Raw genomic sequence first — 13,696 nt, 5'->3', positions numbered from 1 at the left:
GGACAGTGAAACGACTTTGCGCCGATGATAGTGCGGGTTCCCGTGTGAAAGTAGGTCATCGTCAGGCTCTTACAGCCCAAGAAACCCCGTAGCCCAAAGCTACGGGGTTTTTTGCTTGTTTGCGCAGAAGTACTTGTATCGTCGCCTGCGCGATGTGCGTGCGCCATGGTGGGCGCAAACGGCTTGAAAGATGAACATGCAACTGCAAGACATTCTGTATTCCCAAGGGTTCGGCATCCGCCGCGTGTGTTCCGGACTGGTCCAGCAGGGCTGGGTGGAACTGTGGGACACCGAGGCCAATGACTGGGTGCGTTGCCTCGACTCCACGCAGGACATCGATCCTGAAGGCCTGCGCTATCGCGTGCAGGGCGTGGAGTGGGCCTATCACGCGCTGGGCTATGTGCTGCTGCACAAGCCGGCGGGCACGGAGTGCTCGCAAAAACCTTCGACCTATCCGAGCATTTACTCGCTTTTGCCCTTGCCGCTGCGGCTGCGCCCGAACAAGGGTGCCGTGCAGGGCGTGCAGGCCGTGGGGCGGCTGGACCAGGACACGACGGGCCTGTTGCTGCTCAGCGATGACGGTCAGTTCATCCACCGCATGAGCTCGCCCAAGAAGCATGTGCCCAAGATCTATCGCGTGACCACCAAGCATCCGGTCGATGCCGGCCAGGTGCAGCGCCTGCTCGACGGCGTGGTGCTCGACGATGACCCCAAGCCCGTCAAGGCCGCGGCCTGCGAGCAGGTGAGCGAGCATGTGCTGGACCTCACGCTCACCGAAGGCAAGTACCACCAGGTCAAGCGCATGATCGCGGCCGTTGGCAACCGCGTCGAGGGCCTGCATCGCTGGAAGATCGGCGAGTTGGAACTCACCGAGGACCTGCAGCCGGGCCAGTGGCGATGGTTGACGGCCGAGGACCTGGCCAAGCTCAAGGCCAAGTGAGGCAGGGGGCCGCGTTTCCATGATGAATTGCGCTGACCCTGGCCGGGGCTGGGCCCTGTTGTGCACTGCTTTCGATGCGCCCGTGCCGGATGCGCTGCGCATCCAGCAGGACGTGCTGATCGTGGTGGATGGCCGCGGCATGATCGATGCCGTGCTGGAGCGCGGTGATCCCCGCCGCGCCGCTCTGGAGGCCGCGCATGCGGCCGCAGGCACGCTGCAGCGCCTGCCCGAAGGCCAGTACCTTTTGCCCGGCATGGTGGACCTGCATGTGCATGCACCGCAATGGCCGCAAAGCGGCAAGGCCCTGGATGTGCCGCTGGAAACCTGGCTGCAGGAGTACACCTTTCCCCTGGAAGCGCGCTACGGCGATGCCGGCTTTGCCACATCGGTCTACGACAGCGTGGTGCGCACGCTGCTGGCCAATGGCACGACGACGGCCATGTACTTCGGCACTATCCACGCCGTGGGCAACCAGGTGCTGGCCGAACGCTGCCTGGCCCTGGGCCAGCGCGCCCTGGTGGGCAAGGTGGCGATGGACGAGCCGTCGCAATGTCCTCCGTACTATAAGGACGCCAGCGCCGCCGAAGGCATTGCCGAGACGGCGCGCTTCATCGACTGGCTGCGCCAGCATCCGGACAACGCGCAGCAGCGCGTGCTGCCGGTGATCACGCCGCGCTTCATTCCTTCATGCACCGACGAGCTGCTGCGCGGCCTGGGCGACCTGGCTGGACGCACCGGCGCCCATGTGCAAACCCATTGCTCCGAGAGCGACTGGGCGCATGCCCATGTGCTGGAACGCCAGGGCCGCACCGATGCGCATGCGCTGCATGATTTTGGCCTGCTCACACGCCGCACGGTCGTGGCCCATGCCAACTTCCTCAAGGCCGATGACGTGGCGCTGATGGCGCGCACGGGCGCCTCGGTAGCGCATTGCCCGCTATCCAACTTCTATTTCGCCAACAGCGTTTTCCCCGCGCGCAGCGGCCGTGAGCAGGGACTGGGCATGGGGCTGGCTACGGACATCTCGGGCGGCTACAGCCCCAGCATGTTCGATGCCTGCCGCCACGCCATGACGGCCTCGCTGGCCTTGCATGAGGGGGTGGACCCGGCCCTGGGCGCTTCGCAGCGCGGCAGGGCGGGGCAGGGCGTGCAGGCCCGCATCGACCACGTCTTTGCGCTGTGGCTGGCCACGGCGGCGGGGGGCGATGCGCTGGACCTGCCGATTGGCCGCATCGAGCCCGGCCACGCCATGGACGCCCTGGCCATCGACTGCCAGGGGCCTGACTCCAATGTCCAGATCTGGCCCGGCGCGGATGGCCCGGTCGACATTCTGCAAAAGATCATCCACCACGCCACGCGCGCCAATGTGGCCAGCACCTGGGTGCAGGGCGAGTGCGTGCACCGGCGCCAGGCCGCCGGCGCGGTCGGCGCTGTCACTGCTGTCTGAGCGCCGCAGTCTTTGCGCTGCGGCCGTTTTCCGCATTTTTCCGTCCCATGACCGAACCGACCTCCTCCTACGAAGGGCGCCTGATCGCCCGCCCCGACGACCGCGTCACGCTGTCACAGGCCCTGTTGCTGGGCCTGCAGCATGTGATGGCCATGGACGTGTATGTCGTGCCCTTCATCATTGCCTCGGCCCTGGCGCTGTCGCAAGCCGATGCGGCGTCCATGATCCAGTCCACCTTTCTCGCAGCGGGACTGGGCACGCTGATCCAGACCGCCTGGTGCATGCGCATGCCTGTTGCGCAAGGGCCTTCCTACATTCCGCTGGGTGCCATCCTGGCCGTGGCCTTTGGCGCGGGCGGTGGCTTCGGCGGCATGGGAGCCGTCTATGGCGCGCTGATTCCGGGAGCGCTGATCGTCATTGCGCTGGGGGCGCTGGGCTGGTTCCACCGCGTGATCCGCTGGCTGGTGCCGCCCATCGTCGGCGGCACCATCATCCTCGTGGTGGGGCTGTCGCTGCTGCCGATTGCGCTCAGCGCCAACGTGTTCTCGGTCCACGGCGGCATGACGGTCAACCAGTCGATTGCGTTGGCATCGGTATCGGCGGCGCTGCTGATCGCGGCCATGATGCTGGGCCTGCGCTTTGACAACCGGCTGGGCCGCTGGATGCGCCTGTCGTCGGTGATCATCGCGCTGGCAGGCGGCACGGCCGTGGCCTGGGCCATGGGCCTGTTCGCCTGGCAGCCGGTTGCGGATGCGCCCTGGCTGACGCTGCCCAAGCTGGCGGGCATCGACTACCCGCTGCAGTTCAGCCTGCCTGCCGTGCTGACCTTTGTCGTGATCTATCTGGTGGTCATGGCGGAAACCACGGGCACCTGGTTTGCGGTCTCGGCCGTGATCAACCAGCCCATCACCAGCCGCCAGCTCGACCGTGGCGCCGTGGGCGAGGGCCTGAGCTGCAGCGTGGCCGCCCTGATAGGCGCCACGCCCGTCACCGGCTACTCCACCAATGCGGGCGTGATCTCGATCACCGGCGTGGCCAGCCGCATGGTTTTCATTGCAGCCGGCCTGGTGCTGGCCTGCCTGGGCTTCCTGGGCAAGTTCTCGGCGCTGATTGCGGCCATTCCCTCGCCCGTGATCGGCGGCATGTTCGCCGTGGTCTGCGTGACCATTGCCATGGCGGGCATCCGCATCCTGCGCCATGTGCGCCTGGACGAGCGCGCCATGCTGGTGGTGGGCGTGCCCATCATCTGCTCCTTCTTCGCCACGCTGGCTCCCAAGGACTGGGTCCAGACCCTGCCGGACATGCTGCAGTACCTGCTGGGCTCGGCCGTGACCGTGGGGGCCATGGCCGCCATGGTGATGAACCTCATCCTGCCGCGTGCGCAGGGGGACGACGCACCGGCCAAGGACCAGGTGGTCTGAACGCCGCAGGGGGCTGCGGCCGCAAACCCATGAGAAAAGGCCATGCGCAGTTGTTGCGCATGGCCTTTTTGCTGGAAGAGGCGTGAGGCGGCAGGGCCGCGGGATTCAGCGCCGGTCCAGGTCGTCGATGGATGCGCTCCAGCGGCTGTCCCAGTTGCCGCGCTCGCGCACCTGGTCGATCTGGCGGCGGTCGCGCTTGGTGGGGCGGCCGTCGTGCTGGTCGGCAATGCTGCTGGCGGGCTCGGGCGCCAGCCGGCGCTGCTCGGCCAGGCGCTCCCGCTCGGCCAGGCTTGCGGCGGTTTCTTCGTACAGGGCCTGGGCCACAGGCGCGGGGCCGCGCATGCCTGACAGGCCACGAATGACCACGGTGCGCGGAATCTGGCCCTGGCGCAGCACCACGGTGTCGCCGCAGCGCACCTCGCGCGCGGGCTTGACCAGGGCTCCGTTGACGGTGATGCGGCCCTTGCCGATCTCTTCTACCGCCAGGCTGCGCGTCTTGTAGAAACGCGCGCACCACAGCCATTTGTCCAGACGCATGGATTCGATATCGGTCATGGCGTTATTGTGCGCGCGGCGCGGGGTGCTTGCCAGTGGCCGGTTGCAGCGGAATCGCCACGTGCGCATGCAATCCGCAGACCAGGCCTTGCCGGTAGATGTTGCGCAGTTCGATGGCGCCGCCCAGCGTCTGCACGATCTCGTGGCAGATGGCCAGCCCCAGGCCCGAGCCGCTGCGCGCATTGCCGGCCGAGAACGGCTGGAACAGCCGCTGGGCCAGGTCGCTGTCTATGCCCGGCCCGCTGTCGCGCAGGCTGAGCACGGCCTGGCTGCCGGCCTGGTGCACGCTGATGTGCAGGCTGCCGGCCGCAGGCATATGGCGTATGGCGTTGTGCAGCAGGTTGCGCGTGAGCTCGCGCAGCATCCATTCATGGGCCGGCACGGGGCAGGGTTCGGTGTCTATGGAGAAGTCGATGTCCTGCTCGGCAATCAGCGGCGACAGTTCGATGGCCACGTCGCGCACCACTTCGTCCAGCAGGCTGGGGGCGGGCGATGCCGGCTCGGCGCTGTCTTCCTGCCGTAGCTGCTCGACCTTGGCCAGCGCCAGCATCTGGTTGGCCAGCCGCGTGGCGCGGTCCACGGTGGCGCCGATTTCCTCGAAGGCCTGCTCGGCCGGCACATCGCCGCGTTGGGCCGACTGCAGCTGGGCCTTGAGCACGGCCAGCGGTGTGCGCAATTGGTGCGATGCATCGCGCACAAAGCGCTTCTGGTCCGACAGCAGCTGGCGCAGCCGCAGCATGAGCTGGTTGATGGCCTCCAGCAGGGGCTGCAGTTCGCGCGGCGCAGCGGGGGCCGACAGCGGGCTCAGGTCGCCGCGCGGGCGCGAGCGCAGGTCGCTGCTGAGCTGTCGCACGGGCTGGGTGGCCCGTTGCACCACAAAGATCACGATCAGCGCCACGGCAGCCACCAGCAGGGCCTGGCGCGCCAGCGTGGTGCGCAGGATCTGCAGGGCCAGGGTCTCGCGCAGCTCCAGCGTCTCGGCCACCTGGATCACGGCCATGCCGCGCCCCTTGGCGCTGGCCACGGGCTGCAGCAGCACGGCCATGCGCACGGGCCGGCCGCGGAACTGGGCGTCATAGAAATCGACCAGGGCCGCGTAGGGCGGGCGCTGGGGGATGACGCCGTGCCACATGGGCAGCTCGCCAAAGCCCGACACCATTTCCCCGTCCAGCGTGGAGACGCGGTAGAACATGCGGCTCTGGTTGTCGGCCTCGAAGATCTCCAGCGCCGAGTAGGGAACGATGGCATGCAACTGGGCGGACTCGTCATAGCCCGTCACATCCAGCTGCTCGCTGATGCTCTTGGCCGAGGCCAGCAGCGTGCGGTCATAGGCCGTGTTCAGCGCAGCCAGCGTCTGGTGGTACAGGCTCCAGGTATTGAAGCCAATGAACAGAATGACGGGGACGAGAATGCCCGTCAGCAACTGGCGGCGCAGCGACCAGGGCTGGCGCGCGCGGGCGGGGGCGGGAAGGGGAAGACCGGGGTCGCGCATGGGCTTGCGGTGCAGGAATGCGGCAATGCGTCAGGCCGACTCGGCCTTGAGCAGATAGCCCAGGCCGCGCAGCGTGACCAGTTGCACGCCCGTGCCCGACAGCTTCTTGCGCAGCCGGTAGGCGACGACTTCCACGGCCTCGTACTGCACATCGGACTCGCCGGGAAACACCAGCGCGAACAGCCGCTCCTTGGCCACGGCATGGCCGGGGCGTGCCAGCAGGGCGTGCATCAGGGCCAGCTCGCGGGGCGTCAGCTCCATGATCTCGCCATCGCGGTGGATGGCGCCGCTGGCCTTGTCGTAGCGCAGCGCGCCCATGGCAATGGTCTCGGGCGGCGGCTTGGGCGCGAAGCTGTCGCTGCTGCGGCGCAGCAGGGCGCGCAGCCGGGCCTCCAGCTCGTCGAGGTCGAAGGGCTTGGCCAGGTAGTCGTCCGCGCCGGCGTTCAGGCCCAGCACGCGGTCGCCCACGGTGCCGCGCGCAGTCAGGATGAGCACGGGCGTGCGCAGGCCCTGGCCGCGCGCACGCTCCAGCACCTGCAGGCCGTCCAGGCCGGGCAGGCTCAAATCCAGCACCACGGCGTCGGGCTCGCGCACCAGCCACTGCGCCAGGGCCGAGGGGCCGTCGGCCGCCGTCTCCACCTGGATGCCGCGCCGGATCAGCGTGCGCTGCAGCGTGGTGCGCATGGCGTTGTCATCTTCTACGAGCAGCAATTGCATGGCCCGCACGTTAGCACCGGGCGCGATGCAGGCCATCGCGCCAAGAGCGATCTAGGGATTCCCCTAGGGGTTTGGACAGCCATTTGACAGGTAGCGAACCGATCATCGACAGCCTTACAACACAAGGAGTCAAACCATGCGTCGTGATACTTTTCTGAAGTCGCTGGCCGCACTGGCCGCCGCAGGCAGCCTGCCGCTGTCTGCTCAGGCTGCGGTCGCCGTCAAGATGATGCTGCCGGCCAACCCCGGCGGCGGCTGGGACACCACGGGCCGTGCCCTGGGCAAGGCTTTGCAGGACGCTGGTCAGGCTGCTTCCGTCACCTATGACAACAAGGGCGGCGCCGCCGGCGCCATCGGTCTCGCGCAGTTCGTCAACGGCAGCAAGGGAGATCCCAACGCCATGATGGTCATGGGCGCCGTCATGCTGGGCGGCATCATCACGGGCAAGCCGCCCGTGAACCTGACGCAGGCCACGCCGCTGGCGCGCCTGACCAGCGAATACAACGTGTTCGTGCTGCCCGCCAACTCGCCCTTCAAGAACATGGCCGAGGTGATCGCCCAGCTCAAGAAGGACCCGGGCTCCGTCAAGTGGGGCGGTGGCTCGCGCGGCTCCACCGAGCACATTGCGGCGGCCATGATCGCGCGTGAAGTCGGCGTCGATCCCTCCAAGATCAACTACGTGGCCTTCCGTGGAGGCGGCGAGGCCATCTCCGCCATCCTGGGCGGCAACGTCACCGTGGGCGGCAGCGGCTTCAGCGAGTTCGCCGAGTACATCAGCACCGGCAAGATGAAGCCCATCGGCGTGACCTCGGGCCAGCGCCTGAAGGGCGTGGACGTGCCCACGCTCAAGGAGCAGGGCATCAACGTCGAGATCGGCAACTGGCGCGGCGTGTACGGCGCGCCCGGCATCACCAAGCCCCAGCGCGACGCGCTGGTCGCCATGCTGGAGAAGGCCACCAAGAGCAAGGCCTGGGCCGAGGCTCTGCAGAAGAACGATTGGACGCCCGCGTGGCTGGCCGGCGATGCCTTCGGCGAGTTCGTGGACCAGGAGTTCGCGAGCCTGCGCGCCACCATGGTCAAGTCCGGCATGGTGTGATCGAACGGCTGCACCGGCCTCTTGCGGGGCCGGTGCGGCCACAGGCCCGCACTCCTGCGGGCCACGGCAGGCGCCAGTCGCAGCGCCTGCTTCAAGAAGCGGAAGATGCCCGCGCGCCGCGCCAGCGGCCCGCAGGCCCCGGCGGCTTAATTTTTTCCCCACGTCTGCAGCGGTGGCCGGCCCGGTCGCCGGCTCCGCTGCGGCCAGGAACTGACCATGTCCGAGTCCTCACAACCCAATCCACTTGCCACGGATGCCGCCCAGGCCGATGAGCCCAGCGGCTTTCCCTCGGTTCGCGCGCAGACCATCGTCGGCTCTGGCGTGCTGCTCGTCGCTGCAGGCCTGGCCTTCGGCGCGCTGCAGATTCCTTCCGACTCCGGCTACGGCGGCGTCGGCCCCAATTTCCTGCCCTGGCTGTGCGCCGTGGTGCTCGCGGTCTGCGGCGCCTGGCTGGTCTGGGAGGCGCGCACGGGCGGCTACCGCGAAGCCTCTGCCCCTGGCGGCCATCCACGCGCCGACATCGGCGCCTTCGTCTGGGTGTCGGCCGGCCTGATGGTCAACGCCGCACTGATCGGCACGGCGGGCTTCATCGTCAGCTGCACCATCTGCTACGTGCTGGCCGTGCAGGGCCTGCGCCGTGCTGGCGGCCAGGCCCAGGCGGGCGCACCCATCACCTGGGTCAAGGACGTGGTCACAGGGCTGCTCATCTCGGCGCCCGTGTTCTGGGCCTTCACGCAATTCCTGGCAATCAACCTGCCGGGCCTGACTGAGACGGGGTGGCTGTAATGGAAATCTTTGACGCACTGATGGCGGGCTTCGCCACCGCCATCACACCCGCCAACCTGCTGTGGGCTCTGGTCGGCTGCGCCCTGGGTACGGCCGTGGGCGTGCTGCCCGGCATCGGCCCGGCCGTGGCCGTGGCCATGCTGTTGCCCATTACCGCCAAGGTCGAGGTCACCGCCTCGATGATCTTCTTCGCGGGCATCTACTACGGCGCCATGTATGGCGGCTCCACCACCTCCATCCTGCTGAACACGCCCGGGGAGACCGCGAGCATGGTCACGGCCATGGAGGGCAACAAGATGGCCAAGAGCGGCCGCGCGGGTGCCGCGCTGGCCACCTCCGCCATCGGCTCCTTCGTGGCCGGTACCGTGGCCACCGTGGTCGTCACGCTGTTCGCGCCTTCGGTGGCCGACTTTGCCGTCAAGCTGGGCCCGCCCGAGTACTTCATGCTGATGGTGCTGGCCTTCACCACCGTCAGTGCCGTGCTCGGCCAAAGCGCGCTGCGCGGCATGACGGCCCTGTTCCTGGGGCTGGCGCTGGGCTGCATCGGCATGGACCAGATCTCGGGCGCTGCGCGCTACACCATGGGCAAGATGGAACTGCTGGACGGCGTGGACATCGTGCTCGTGGCCGTGGGCCTGTTCGCCGTGGCCGAGGTGCTGTATGCCGCCATGTACGAAGGCAAGGTCGTCGATACGCAAAACAGGATGGGCCGCGTGCACATGACCGGCAGCGACTGGAAGCGTTCGTGGCCCGCCTGGCTGCGCGGCACCGTCATCGGCACACCCTTCGGCTGCATCCCTGCCGGCGGCACCGAGATCCCCACCTTCCTGAGCTACGCCACCGAAAAGAAGCTGGCCAAGGGCGAGAACCGTACCGAGTTCGGCACCAAGGGCGCCATCGAAGGCGTGGCCGGCCCAGAGGCCGCCAACAACGCCACCGTGACCGCCGCGCTGATCCCGCTGCTGACCCTGGGCATTCCCACCAGCAACACCACGGCCGTGCTGCTGGGTGCATTCCAGAACTACGGCATCAACCCCGGCCCGCAGCTGTTCAGCTCGTCCGCCGCCCTGGTCTGGGCGCTGATCGCCTCGCTGTACATCGGCAACCTGATGCTGCTGGTGCTCAACCTGCCCATGGTGGGCCTGTGGGTCAAGCTGCTCAAGATCCCGCGTCCTCAGCTGTACGCAGGCATCCTGATCTTCGCCACCGTGGGTGCCTACGGCATGCGCCAGAGCGCGTTCGACCTGTTCCTGCTGTACGGCATCGGCGTGCTGGGCGTGATCATGCGCCGCTTCGACTTCCCCACCGCGCCCGTCGTGGTCGGCATGATCCTGGGCCCCCTGGCCGAGGCACAGATGCGCAATGCCGTGTCCATCGGCGAAGGCAGCTGGTGGATCTTCCTGCAGCGCCCCATGTCGCTGACGCTGATCATCATCGTGGCCTGCGTGCTCATCGTGCCGCGCGTGCTCAAGCGCCTGCAGCCCAAGCCCTCGCCGGAGGCGGCTGCAGGCTGATGCCAACCCGTTGCTAGCCGGCCCGGCGGTGTCACGCATGGCGCCCCGGGCCCCTGACAGCCCCTGCCTTCCGAGGCAGGGGCTTTTTTTTCGTCCGCTGGTTGATGCCTTCCATTCACAGATGGTGTTCCAGCAGACCGTCTAGTCCCACGCAGCCCTTGAATCCATGATCCCGCCATCGACAGACATCGGATTCCTTGCATGCAGCAACTCTTTCCATCGCTTTCCTCGGCCTCGGTCGCGGCCCTTCTGGCGCTTGTGATTTCCACGCCCGCCATGGCGGATCCGACGGTGCCGGCGGGTTCGGCTGAAGCCTCCAACTGGGCTGCCACCTGGCAGGCCAGCCCGCAGCCGGTCTGGGGGGCGGACTTCCTCTTTCCCACCAACCTGCCCGCTGTGCTGCAGGATCAGACCGTGCGCCAGGTGGCGCGCATCAGCCTGGGCGGGCCGCGCCTGCGCATCGTGCTGTCCAACGCCTATGGCGGCCAGCCTGTGACGGTGGGCAGGGCCACCGTGGTAAAGCCGTTGCCGGCGGGCGCCATTGACGCTGGCAGCCTGCAGGCCGTGACTTTTGGCGGCAGCGCGCAAGCCACCATTGCCGCAGGCGCATCCCTGGTCAGCGACCCTGTGGCATTGCCGCTGGCCTCGCTGTCGCAGGTGGCCGTGAGCCTGTACCTGCCCGGCGCCACGCCTGTGCAGAGTTTTCACTGGGATGGCCGCCAGACGGGCTGGATCGTGGCGGGCGACCAGTCCGCTGCTGCGGCGCTGCGGACTTCGGACCCTGGCGCAATCAGCAGCACGGCCCGCCCGCTGTTGGCGGGTATTCAGGTTGAGGCCAACCCCGCGTCGCCCGCGGCGCCCGTGGTAGCGGTGATGGGTGACTCCATCACCGACGGCGCCACGGCCAGCCTGGACCGGGACAGCCGCTGGCCGGACTTCCTGGCCGTGCGCCTTGCGCCGCACGGCGCGGCGGTGGTCAATGCCGGCATTTCGGGCGCGCGCCTGCTGTCGGATGGCATGGGCGAGCATGCGCTGGCGCGGCTCGAGCGTGATGTGTTGGCCCAGCCCGGTGTGCGCAGCCTCATCGTGCTGCTGGGCATCAACGATATTTCCTGGCCCGGCACGGCCTTTGCGCGGCAGGCGCCGCGTCCCACGCTGCAGGACATGGCAGAGGGCTATCGCCAATTGATTGCCAGGGCGCGCAGCCACGGCCTGCGCGTGATCGGCGCCACCTTGCCGCCCTTCGAGGGCGCCTTGCCAGGCACGCCGCTGGACGACTACTACCAGGCCGAAAAGGACGACCTGCGCCGGCAGGTGAATGCATGGATACGGTTGGGCGGTGCCTTCGATGCCGTCATCGACTTCGACGCCGTGCTGCGCGATGGCGCCCATCCTTCCCGCATGGCGGCGCGCTTCGACTCGGGCGACCGCCTGCATCCTGGCGACGAAGGCAATCGCGCCATGGCCGATGCGGTGGATCTGAACGCCATACTGCCGGGCCTGCTGCCGCGCTAGCTGTGAACCGGCAAGAGCTTGTTTGCAGATTTGAGCCTGGACATCGGAGCGATGGCTCCGATGCCGCTGTGCGGCCTGCCTTGGGCAAGTCATGCTGTCGGCCACGGTTGATTTCTGAGCGATGACACGGCGCCTTGCCGTAGATCAAGCCGAACCCGAGCCGGGCCGAGCCTGCGCTGCCGCCCTGCGGGCTATAAACTAGCCCGATGGGGCGGCGAGCATGCCGGCCCGCTCACCCGCCCACCCTCCATTACCAGGATGACAGACGCCTATGGACAGCCGCAATGACAGCATGGACCTGAGCGACGACAGCGTGTTCGAGAGCGCTGCGGAGCTGTTCCGTGCCATGGCGGCGCCCGTGCGCCTGAAGATCATCAGCGTGTTGTGCCATGGCGAGAAGAACGTGACCGAACTGCTCGCCGACATCACCACCACGCAACCCAACATGTCCCAGCACCTGAACACGCTGTACCAGGCCGGCGTGCTGGGCCGGCGTCGCGAAGGCGTCAGCATCTACTACTTCATCGCCAACGCGCAGGCGGCGCAGATGTGCCGCGCCATCTGCGCCCAGGTCGCCATCGCGCAGGGCTGAGCGCGGCAGACCCGCAAGCTGCAAAAAGGGATCTCAAGGGGACCCAAGGCGACTCCGCTAGGATGCCATCCATGCCGCCCACACCCACCCTGGTCCAGCCCCTGCCGCTCGATGCCGACGGCATCCTCGCGCTGGCAGCGCGCTCCATGTTCCAGCTGTTCTCCACCATGAGCCAGGGCATGTTCCTGGCCGACAGGGCAGGGCGCATCGTCTGGGTCAACGAGGGCTACCAGCGCTTCCTGCCCGACCTGGGCGTGGCCTCGGTGGACGACTTCCTGGGCCACATGGTCGAGGACGTCATCCCCAACACCCGCATGCGCCGCGTGCTGGAAACCGGCGAGCCCGTACTCATCGACCTGCTCACCAACCGCGCCGGCACCTTCGTGGTCAGCCGCATCCCGCTCAAGGACGATGCGGGCGCGGTCATCGGTGCCATCGGCATCGTGCTCTTCGACCAGCCGGAGACCACGCTGCAGCCCCTCATCAGCAAGTTCGCTGTTCTGCAGCGCGACCTGGACGAGGCCCGGCGCGAGCTGGCCGCCCAGCGCAACCGCAGCCTACGCGTGGCCGTGCAGGGCGAGCGCCGCGCCAAGTACAGCTTTGCCAGCTTTGTCGGCAGCAGCCCGGCGGCCGTGGAGGTCAAGCGCCAGGCGCGCCGCGCGGCCCAGTCGCTCAGCCCCGTGCTGCTGCTGGGCGAGACCGGCACCGGCAAGGAACTGCTGGCCCATGCCATCCACGCGGCATCGGCCCGCACCGGCGGCCCCTTCGTCACCGTCAACATCGCCGCCGTGCCGGACGCCTTGCTGGAGGCCGAATTCTTCGGCGTTGCCCCCGGCGCCTACACCGGCGCAGACCGCAAGCCGCGCGACGGCAAATTCAGGCTGGCCGACGGCGGCACGCTGTTCCTCGACGAAATCGGCGACATGCCCCTGAACCTGCAGGCCAAGCTGCTGCGCGCGCTGCAGGAGGGCGAGATCGAACCGCTGGGCTCCAACCAGCTCGTGCGCTTTGACGTGCGCGTGGTGGCTGCCACCTCGCGCGACCTGCCGCAGATGGTGCGCGATGGCCGCTTCAGGGAAGACCTTTTCTACCGCCTGCACGTGCTGCCCATCCGCGTGCCGCCGCTGCGCGAACGCAGGCGCGACATCCCGGCCCTGGTGGAAGTCCTCTCCGAAGAACTGGCCCTGCGCAACGACATGCCCCCGCCCGAACTCCTGCCCGACGCCCTGGCCCTGCTGGCCGGCCAGACCTGGCGCGGCAACATTCGCGAGCTGCGCAACGTGCTGGAGCAGGCCGCCATGCGCAGCGAAGACACCGCCATCAACGCAGAGCAACTGCGCGAAGTGCTGCGCTCATCCGGCGTGGAACCCGCCGCCCCCGCGCCCGGCCCCGAGACTGCACCCGCCCCGTCCCCTGCTCACAACAGCCCCGCCGACACCGACCTGCTTCGCCCCCTGGCCCAGCAGGTGGCCGAGCTGGAACGCAAGGCCATCACCGCCACCCTGGCCGCCAACAGCGGCAACAAACTGGCCACGGCGCGCCAGCTGGGCATCTCGCGGGCCACGCTGTATGACCGCATGGCGGTGCTGGAGCTGCAGGGCTGAGTCACCCGCCGCCTGCA

The 13,696-nt window shown here is 68.1% G+C and carries 12 protein-coding genes; 9 read left to right on the top strand and 3 right to left on the bottom strand.

All coding sequences use genetic code 11. From position 1 onward, the window contains the following. Positions 1 to 196 precede the first annotated feature (196 nt). The 3 genes from LGR64_RS16700 to LGR64_RS16690 are packed head-to-tail and all read left to right on the top strand — an operon-like array spanning position 197 to position 3,808. Positions 197 to 940, top strand: coding sequence for a 16S rRNA pseudouridine(516) synthase (locus LGR64_RS16700; protein ID WP_013803370.1), 744 nt, complete (start codon positions 197 to 199; stop codon positions 938 to 940). A gap of 19 nt (positions 941 to 959) precedes the next feature. Then, positions 960 to 2,387, top strand: coding sequence for a guanine deaminase (gene guaD, locus LGR64_RS16695; RefSeq protein ID WP_141834080.1), 1,428 nt, complete (start codon positions 960 to 962; stop codon positions 2,385 to 2,387). 47 nt (positions 2,388 to 2,434) lie between these two features. Further along, a complete protein-coding gene (locus LGR64_RS16690) occupies positions 2,435 to 3,808 on the top strand; it encodes a uracil-xanthine permease family protein (protein WP_230356138.1) in 1,374 nt (457 codons plus the stop codon). Between the two features lie 105 nt (positions 3,809 to 3,913). Here LGR64_RS16690 and LGR64_RS16685 read toward each other — a convergent pair whose 3' ends face one another. The 3 genes from LGR64_RS16685 to LGR64_RS16675 are packed head-to-tail and all read right to left on the bottom strand — an operon-like array spanning position 3,914 to position 6,608. After that, positions 3,914 to 4,363 (bottom strand): RNA-binding S4 domain-containing protein, encoded by a 450-nt coding sequence (locus LGR64_RS16685; RefSeq protein ID WP_013803367.1) that lies wholly within the window; start codon positions 4,361 to 4,363, stop codon positions 3,914 to 3,916. Between the two features lie 4 nt (positions 4,364 to 4,367). Further along, positions 4,368 to 5,855, bottom strand: a complete 1,488-nt coding sequence (locus LGR64_RS16680) for a sensor histidine kinase (protein ID WP_013803366.1) — start codon at positions 5,853 to 5,855, stop codon at positions 4,368 to 4,370. Positions 5,856 to 5,885: 30 nt separating this feature from the next. Next, the gene (locus tag LGR64_RS16675; protein ID WP_043819580.1) at positions 5,886 to 6,608 is read right to left on the bottom strand and encodes a response regulator transcription factor; all 723 of its coding nucleotides are present in this window, start codon (positions 6,606 to 6,608) and stop codon (positions 5,886 to 5,888) included. Positions 6,609 to 6,708: 100 nt separating this feature from the next. Between LGR64_RS16675 and LGR64_RS16670 the strand changes: the two genes are divergently transcribed. The 6 genes from LGR64_RS16670 (at position 6,709) to LGR64_RS16645 (ending at position 13,679) form a co-directional block, all read left to right on the top strand. Beyond that, the gene (locus LGR64_RS16670) at positions 6,709 to 7,668 is read left to right on the top strand and encodes a Bug family tripartite tricarboxylate transporter substrate binding protein (RefSeq protein WP_013803365.1); all 960 of its coding nucleotides are present in this window, start codon (positions 6,709 to 6,711) and stop codon (positions 7,666 to 7,668) included. A 216-nt stretch (positions 7,669 to 7,884) separates the two neighbouring features. Continuing rightward, positions 7,885 to 8,454, top strand: coding sequence for a tripartite tricarboxylate transporter TctB family protein (locus LGR64_RS16665; RefSeq protein WP_063326714.1), 570 nt, complete (start codon positions 7,885 to 7,887; stop codon positions 8,452 to 8,454). Then, positions 8,454 to 9,968 (top strand): tripartite tricarboxylate transporter permease, encoded by a 1,515-nt coding sequence (locus LGR64_RS16660; RefSeq protein WP_141834074.1) that lies wholly within the window; start codon positions 8,454 to 8,456, stop codon positions 9,966 to 9,968. The genes LGR64_RS16665 and LGR64_RS16660 overlap by 1 nt, the downstream gene beginning before the upstream one ends. A 201-nt stretch (positions 9,969 to 10,169) precedes the next feature. Then, positions 10,170 to 11,483, top strand: a complete 1,314-nt coding sequence (locus tag LGR64_RS16655) for an SGNH/GDSL hydrolase family protein (RefSeq protein ID WP_230356136.1) — start codon at positions 10,170 to 10,172, stop codon at positions 11,481 to 11,483. A gap of 271 nt (positions 11,484 to 11,754) precedes the next feature. Then, positions 11,755 to 12,075 (top strand): ArsR/SmtB family transcription factor, encoded by a 321-nt coding sequence (locus tag LGR64_RS16650; RefSeq protein WP_013803351.1) that lies wholly within the window; start codon positions 11,755 to 11,757, stop codon positions 12,073 to 12,075. 71 nt (positions 12,076 to 12,146) lie between these two features. After that, the gene (locus tag LGR64_RS16645) at positions 12,147 to 13,679 is read left to right on the top strand and encodes a sigma-54 interaction domain-containing protein (protein WP_071954838.1); all 1,533 of its coding nucleotides are present in this window, start codon (positions 12,147 to 12,149) and stop codon (positions 13,677 to 13,679) included. Positions 13,680 to 13,696: the final 17 nt, after the last annotated feature.

It is taken from the genome of Delftia sp. Lp-1, from assembly GCF_020523835.1.
Taxonomy (GTDB): Bacteria; Pseudomonadota; Gammaproteobacteria; order Burkholderiales; family Burkholderiaceae_C; genus Comamonas; species Comamonas acidovorans.
The sequence above is the reverse complement of the archived record's forward strand: the minus strand, read 5'-3'. Positions and strand labels throughout refer to the sequence as shown.

Coding starts and splice junctions, on each gene's coding strand:
- LGR64_RS16680 (WP_013803366.1), bottom strand. CDS start 5,855: ATGCGCGACCCCGGTCTTCCCCTTCCCGCCCCCGCCCGCGCGCGCCAG.
- LGR64_RS16690 (WP_230356138.1), top strand. CDS start 2,435: ATGACCGAACCGACCTCCTCCTACGAAGGGCGCCTGATCGCCCGCCCC.
- LGR64_RS16670 (WP_013803365.1), top strand. CDS start 6,709: ATGCGTCGTGATACTTTTCTGAAGTCGCTGGCCGCACTGGCCGCCGCA.
- LGR64_RS16655 (WP_230356136.1), top strand. CDS start 10,170: ATGCAGCAACTCTTTCCATCGCTTTCCTCGGCCTCGGTCGCGGCCCTT.
- LGR64_RS16675 (WP_043819580.1), bottom strand. CDS start 6,608: ATGGCCTGCATCGCGCCCGGTGCTAACGTGCGGGCCATGCAATTGCTG.
- LGR64_RS16685 (WP_013803367.1), bottom strand. CDS start 4,363: ATGACCGATATCGAATCCATGCGTCTGGACAAATGGCTGTGGTGCGCG.
- guaD (WP_141834080.1), top strand. CDS start 960: ATGATGAATTGCGCTGACCCTGGCCGGGGCTGGGCCCTGTTGTGCACT.
- LGR64_RS16660 (WP_141834074.1), top strand. CDS start 8,454: ATGGAAATCTTTGACGCACTGATGGCGGGCTTCGCCACCGCCATCACA.
- LGR64_RS16665 (WP_063326714.1), top strand. CDS start 7,885: ATGTCCGAGTCCTCACAACCCAATCCACTTGCCACGGATGCCGCCCAG.
- LGR64_RS16650 (WP_013803351.1), top strand. CDS start 11,755: ATGGACAGCCGCAATGACAGCATGGACCTGAGCGACGACAGCGTGTTC.
- LGR64_RS16645 (WP_071954838.1), top strand. CDS start 12,147: ATGCCGCCCACACCCACCCTGGTCCAGCCCCTGCCGCTCGATGCCGAC.
- LGR64_RS16700 (WP_013803370.1), top strand. CDS start 197: ATGCAACTGCAAGACATTCTGTATTCCCAAGGGTTCGGCATCCGCCGC.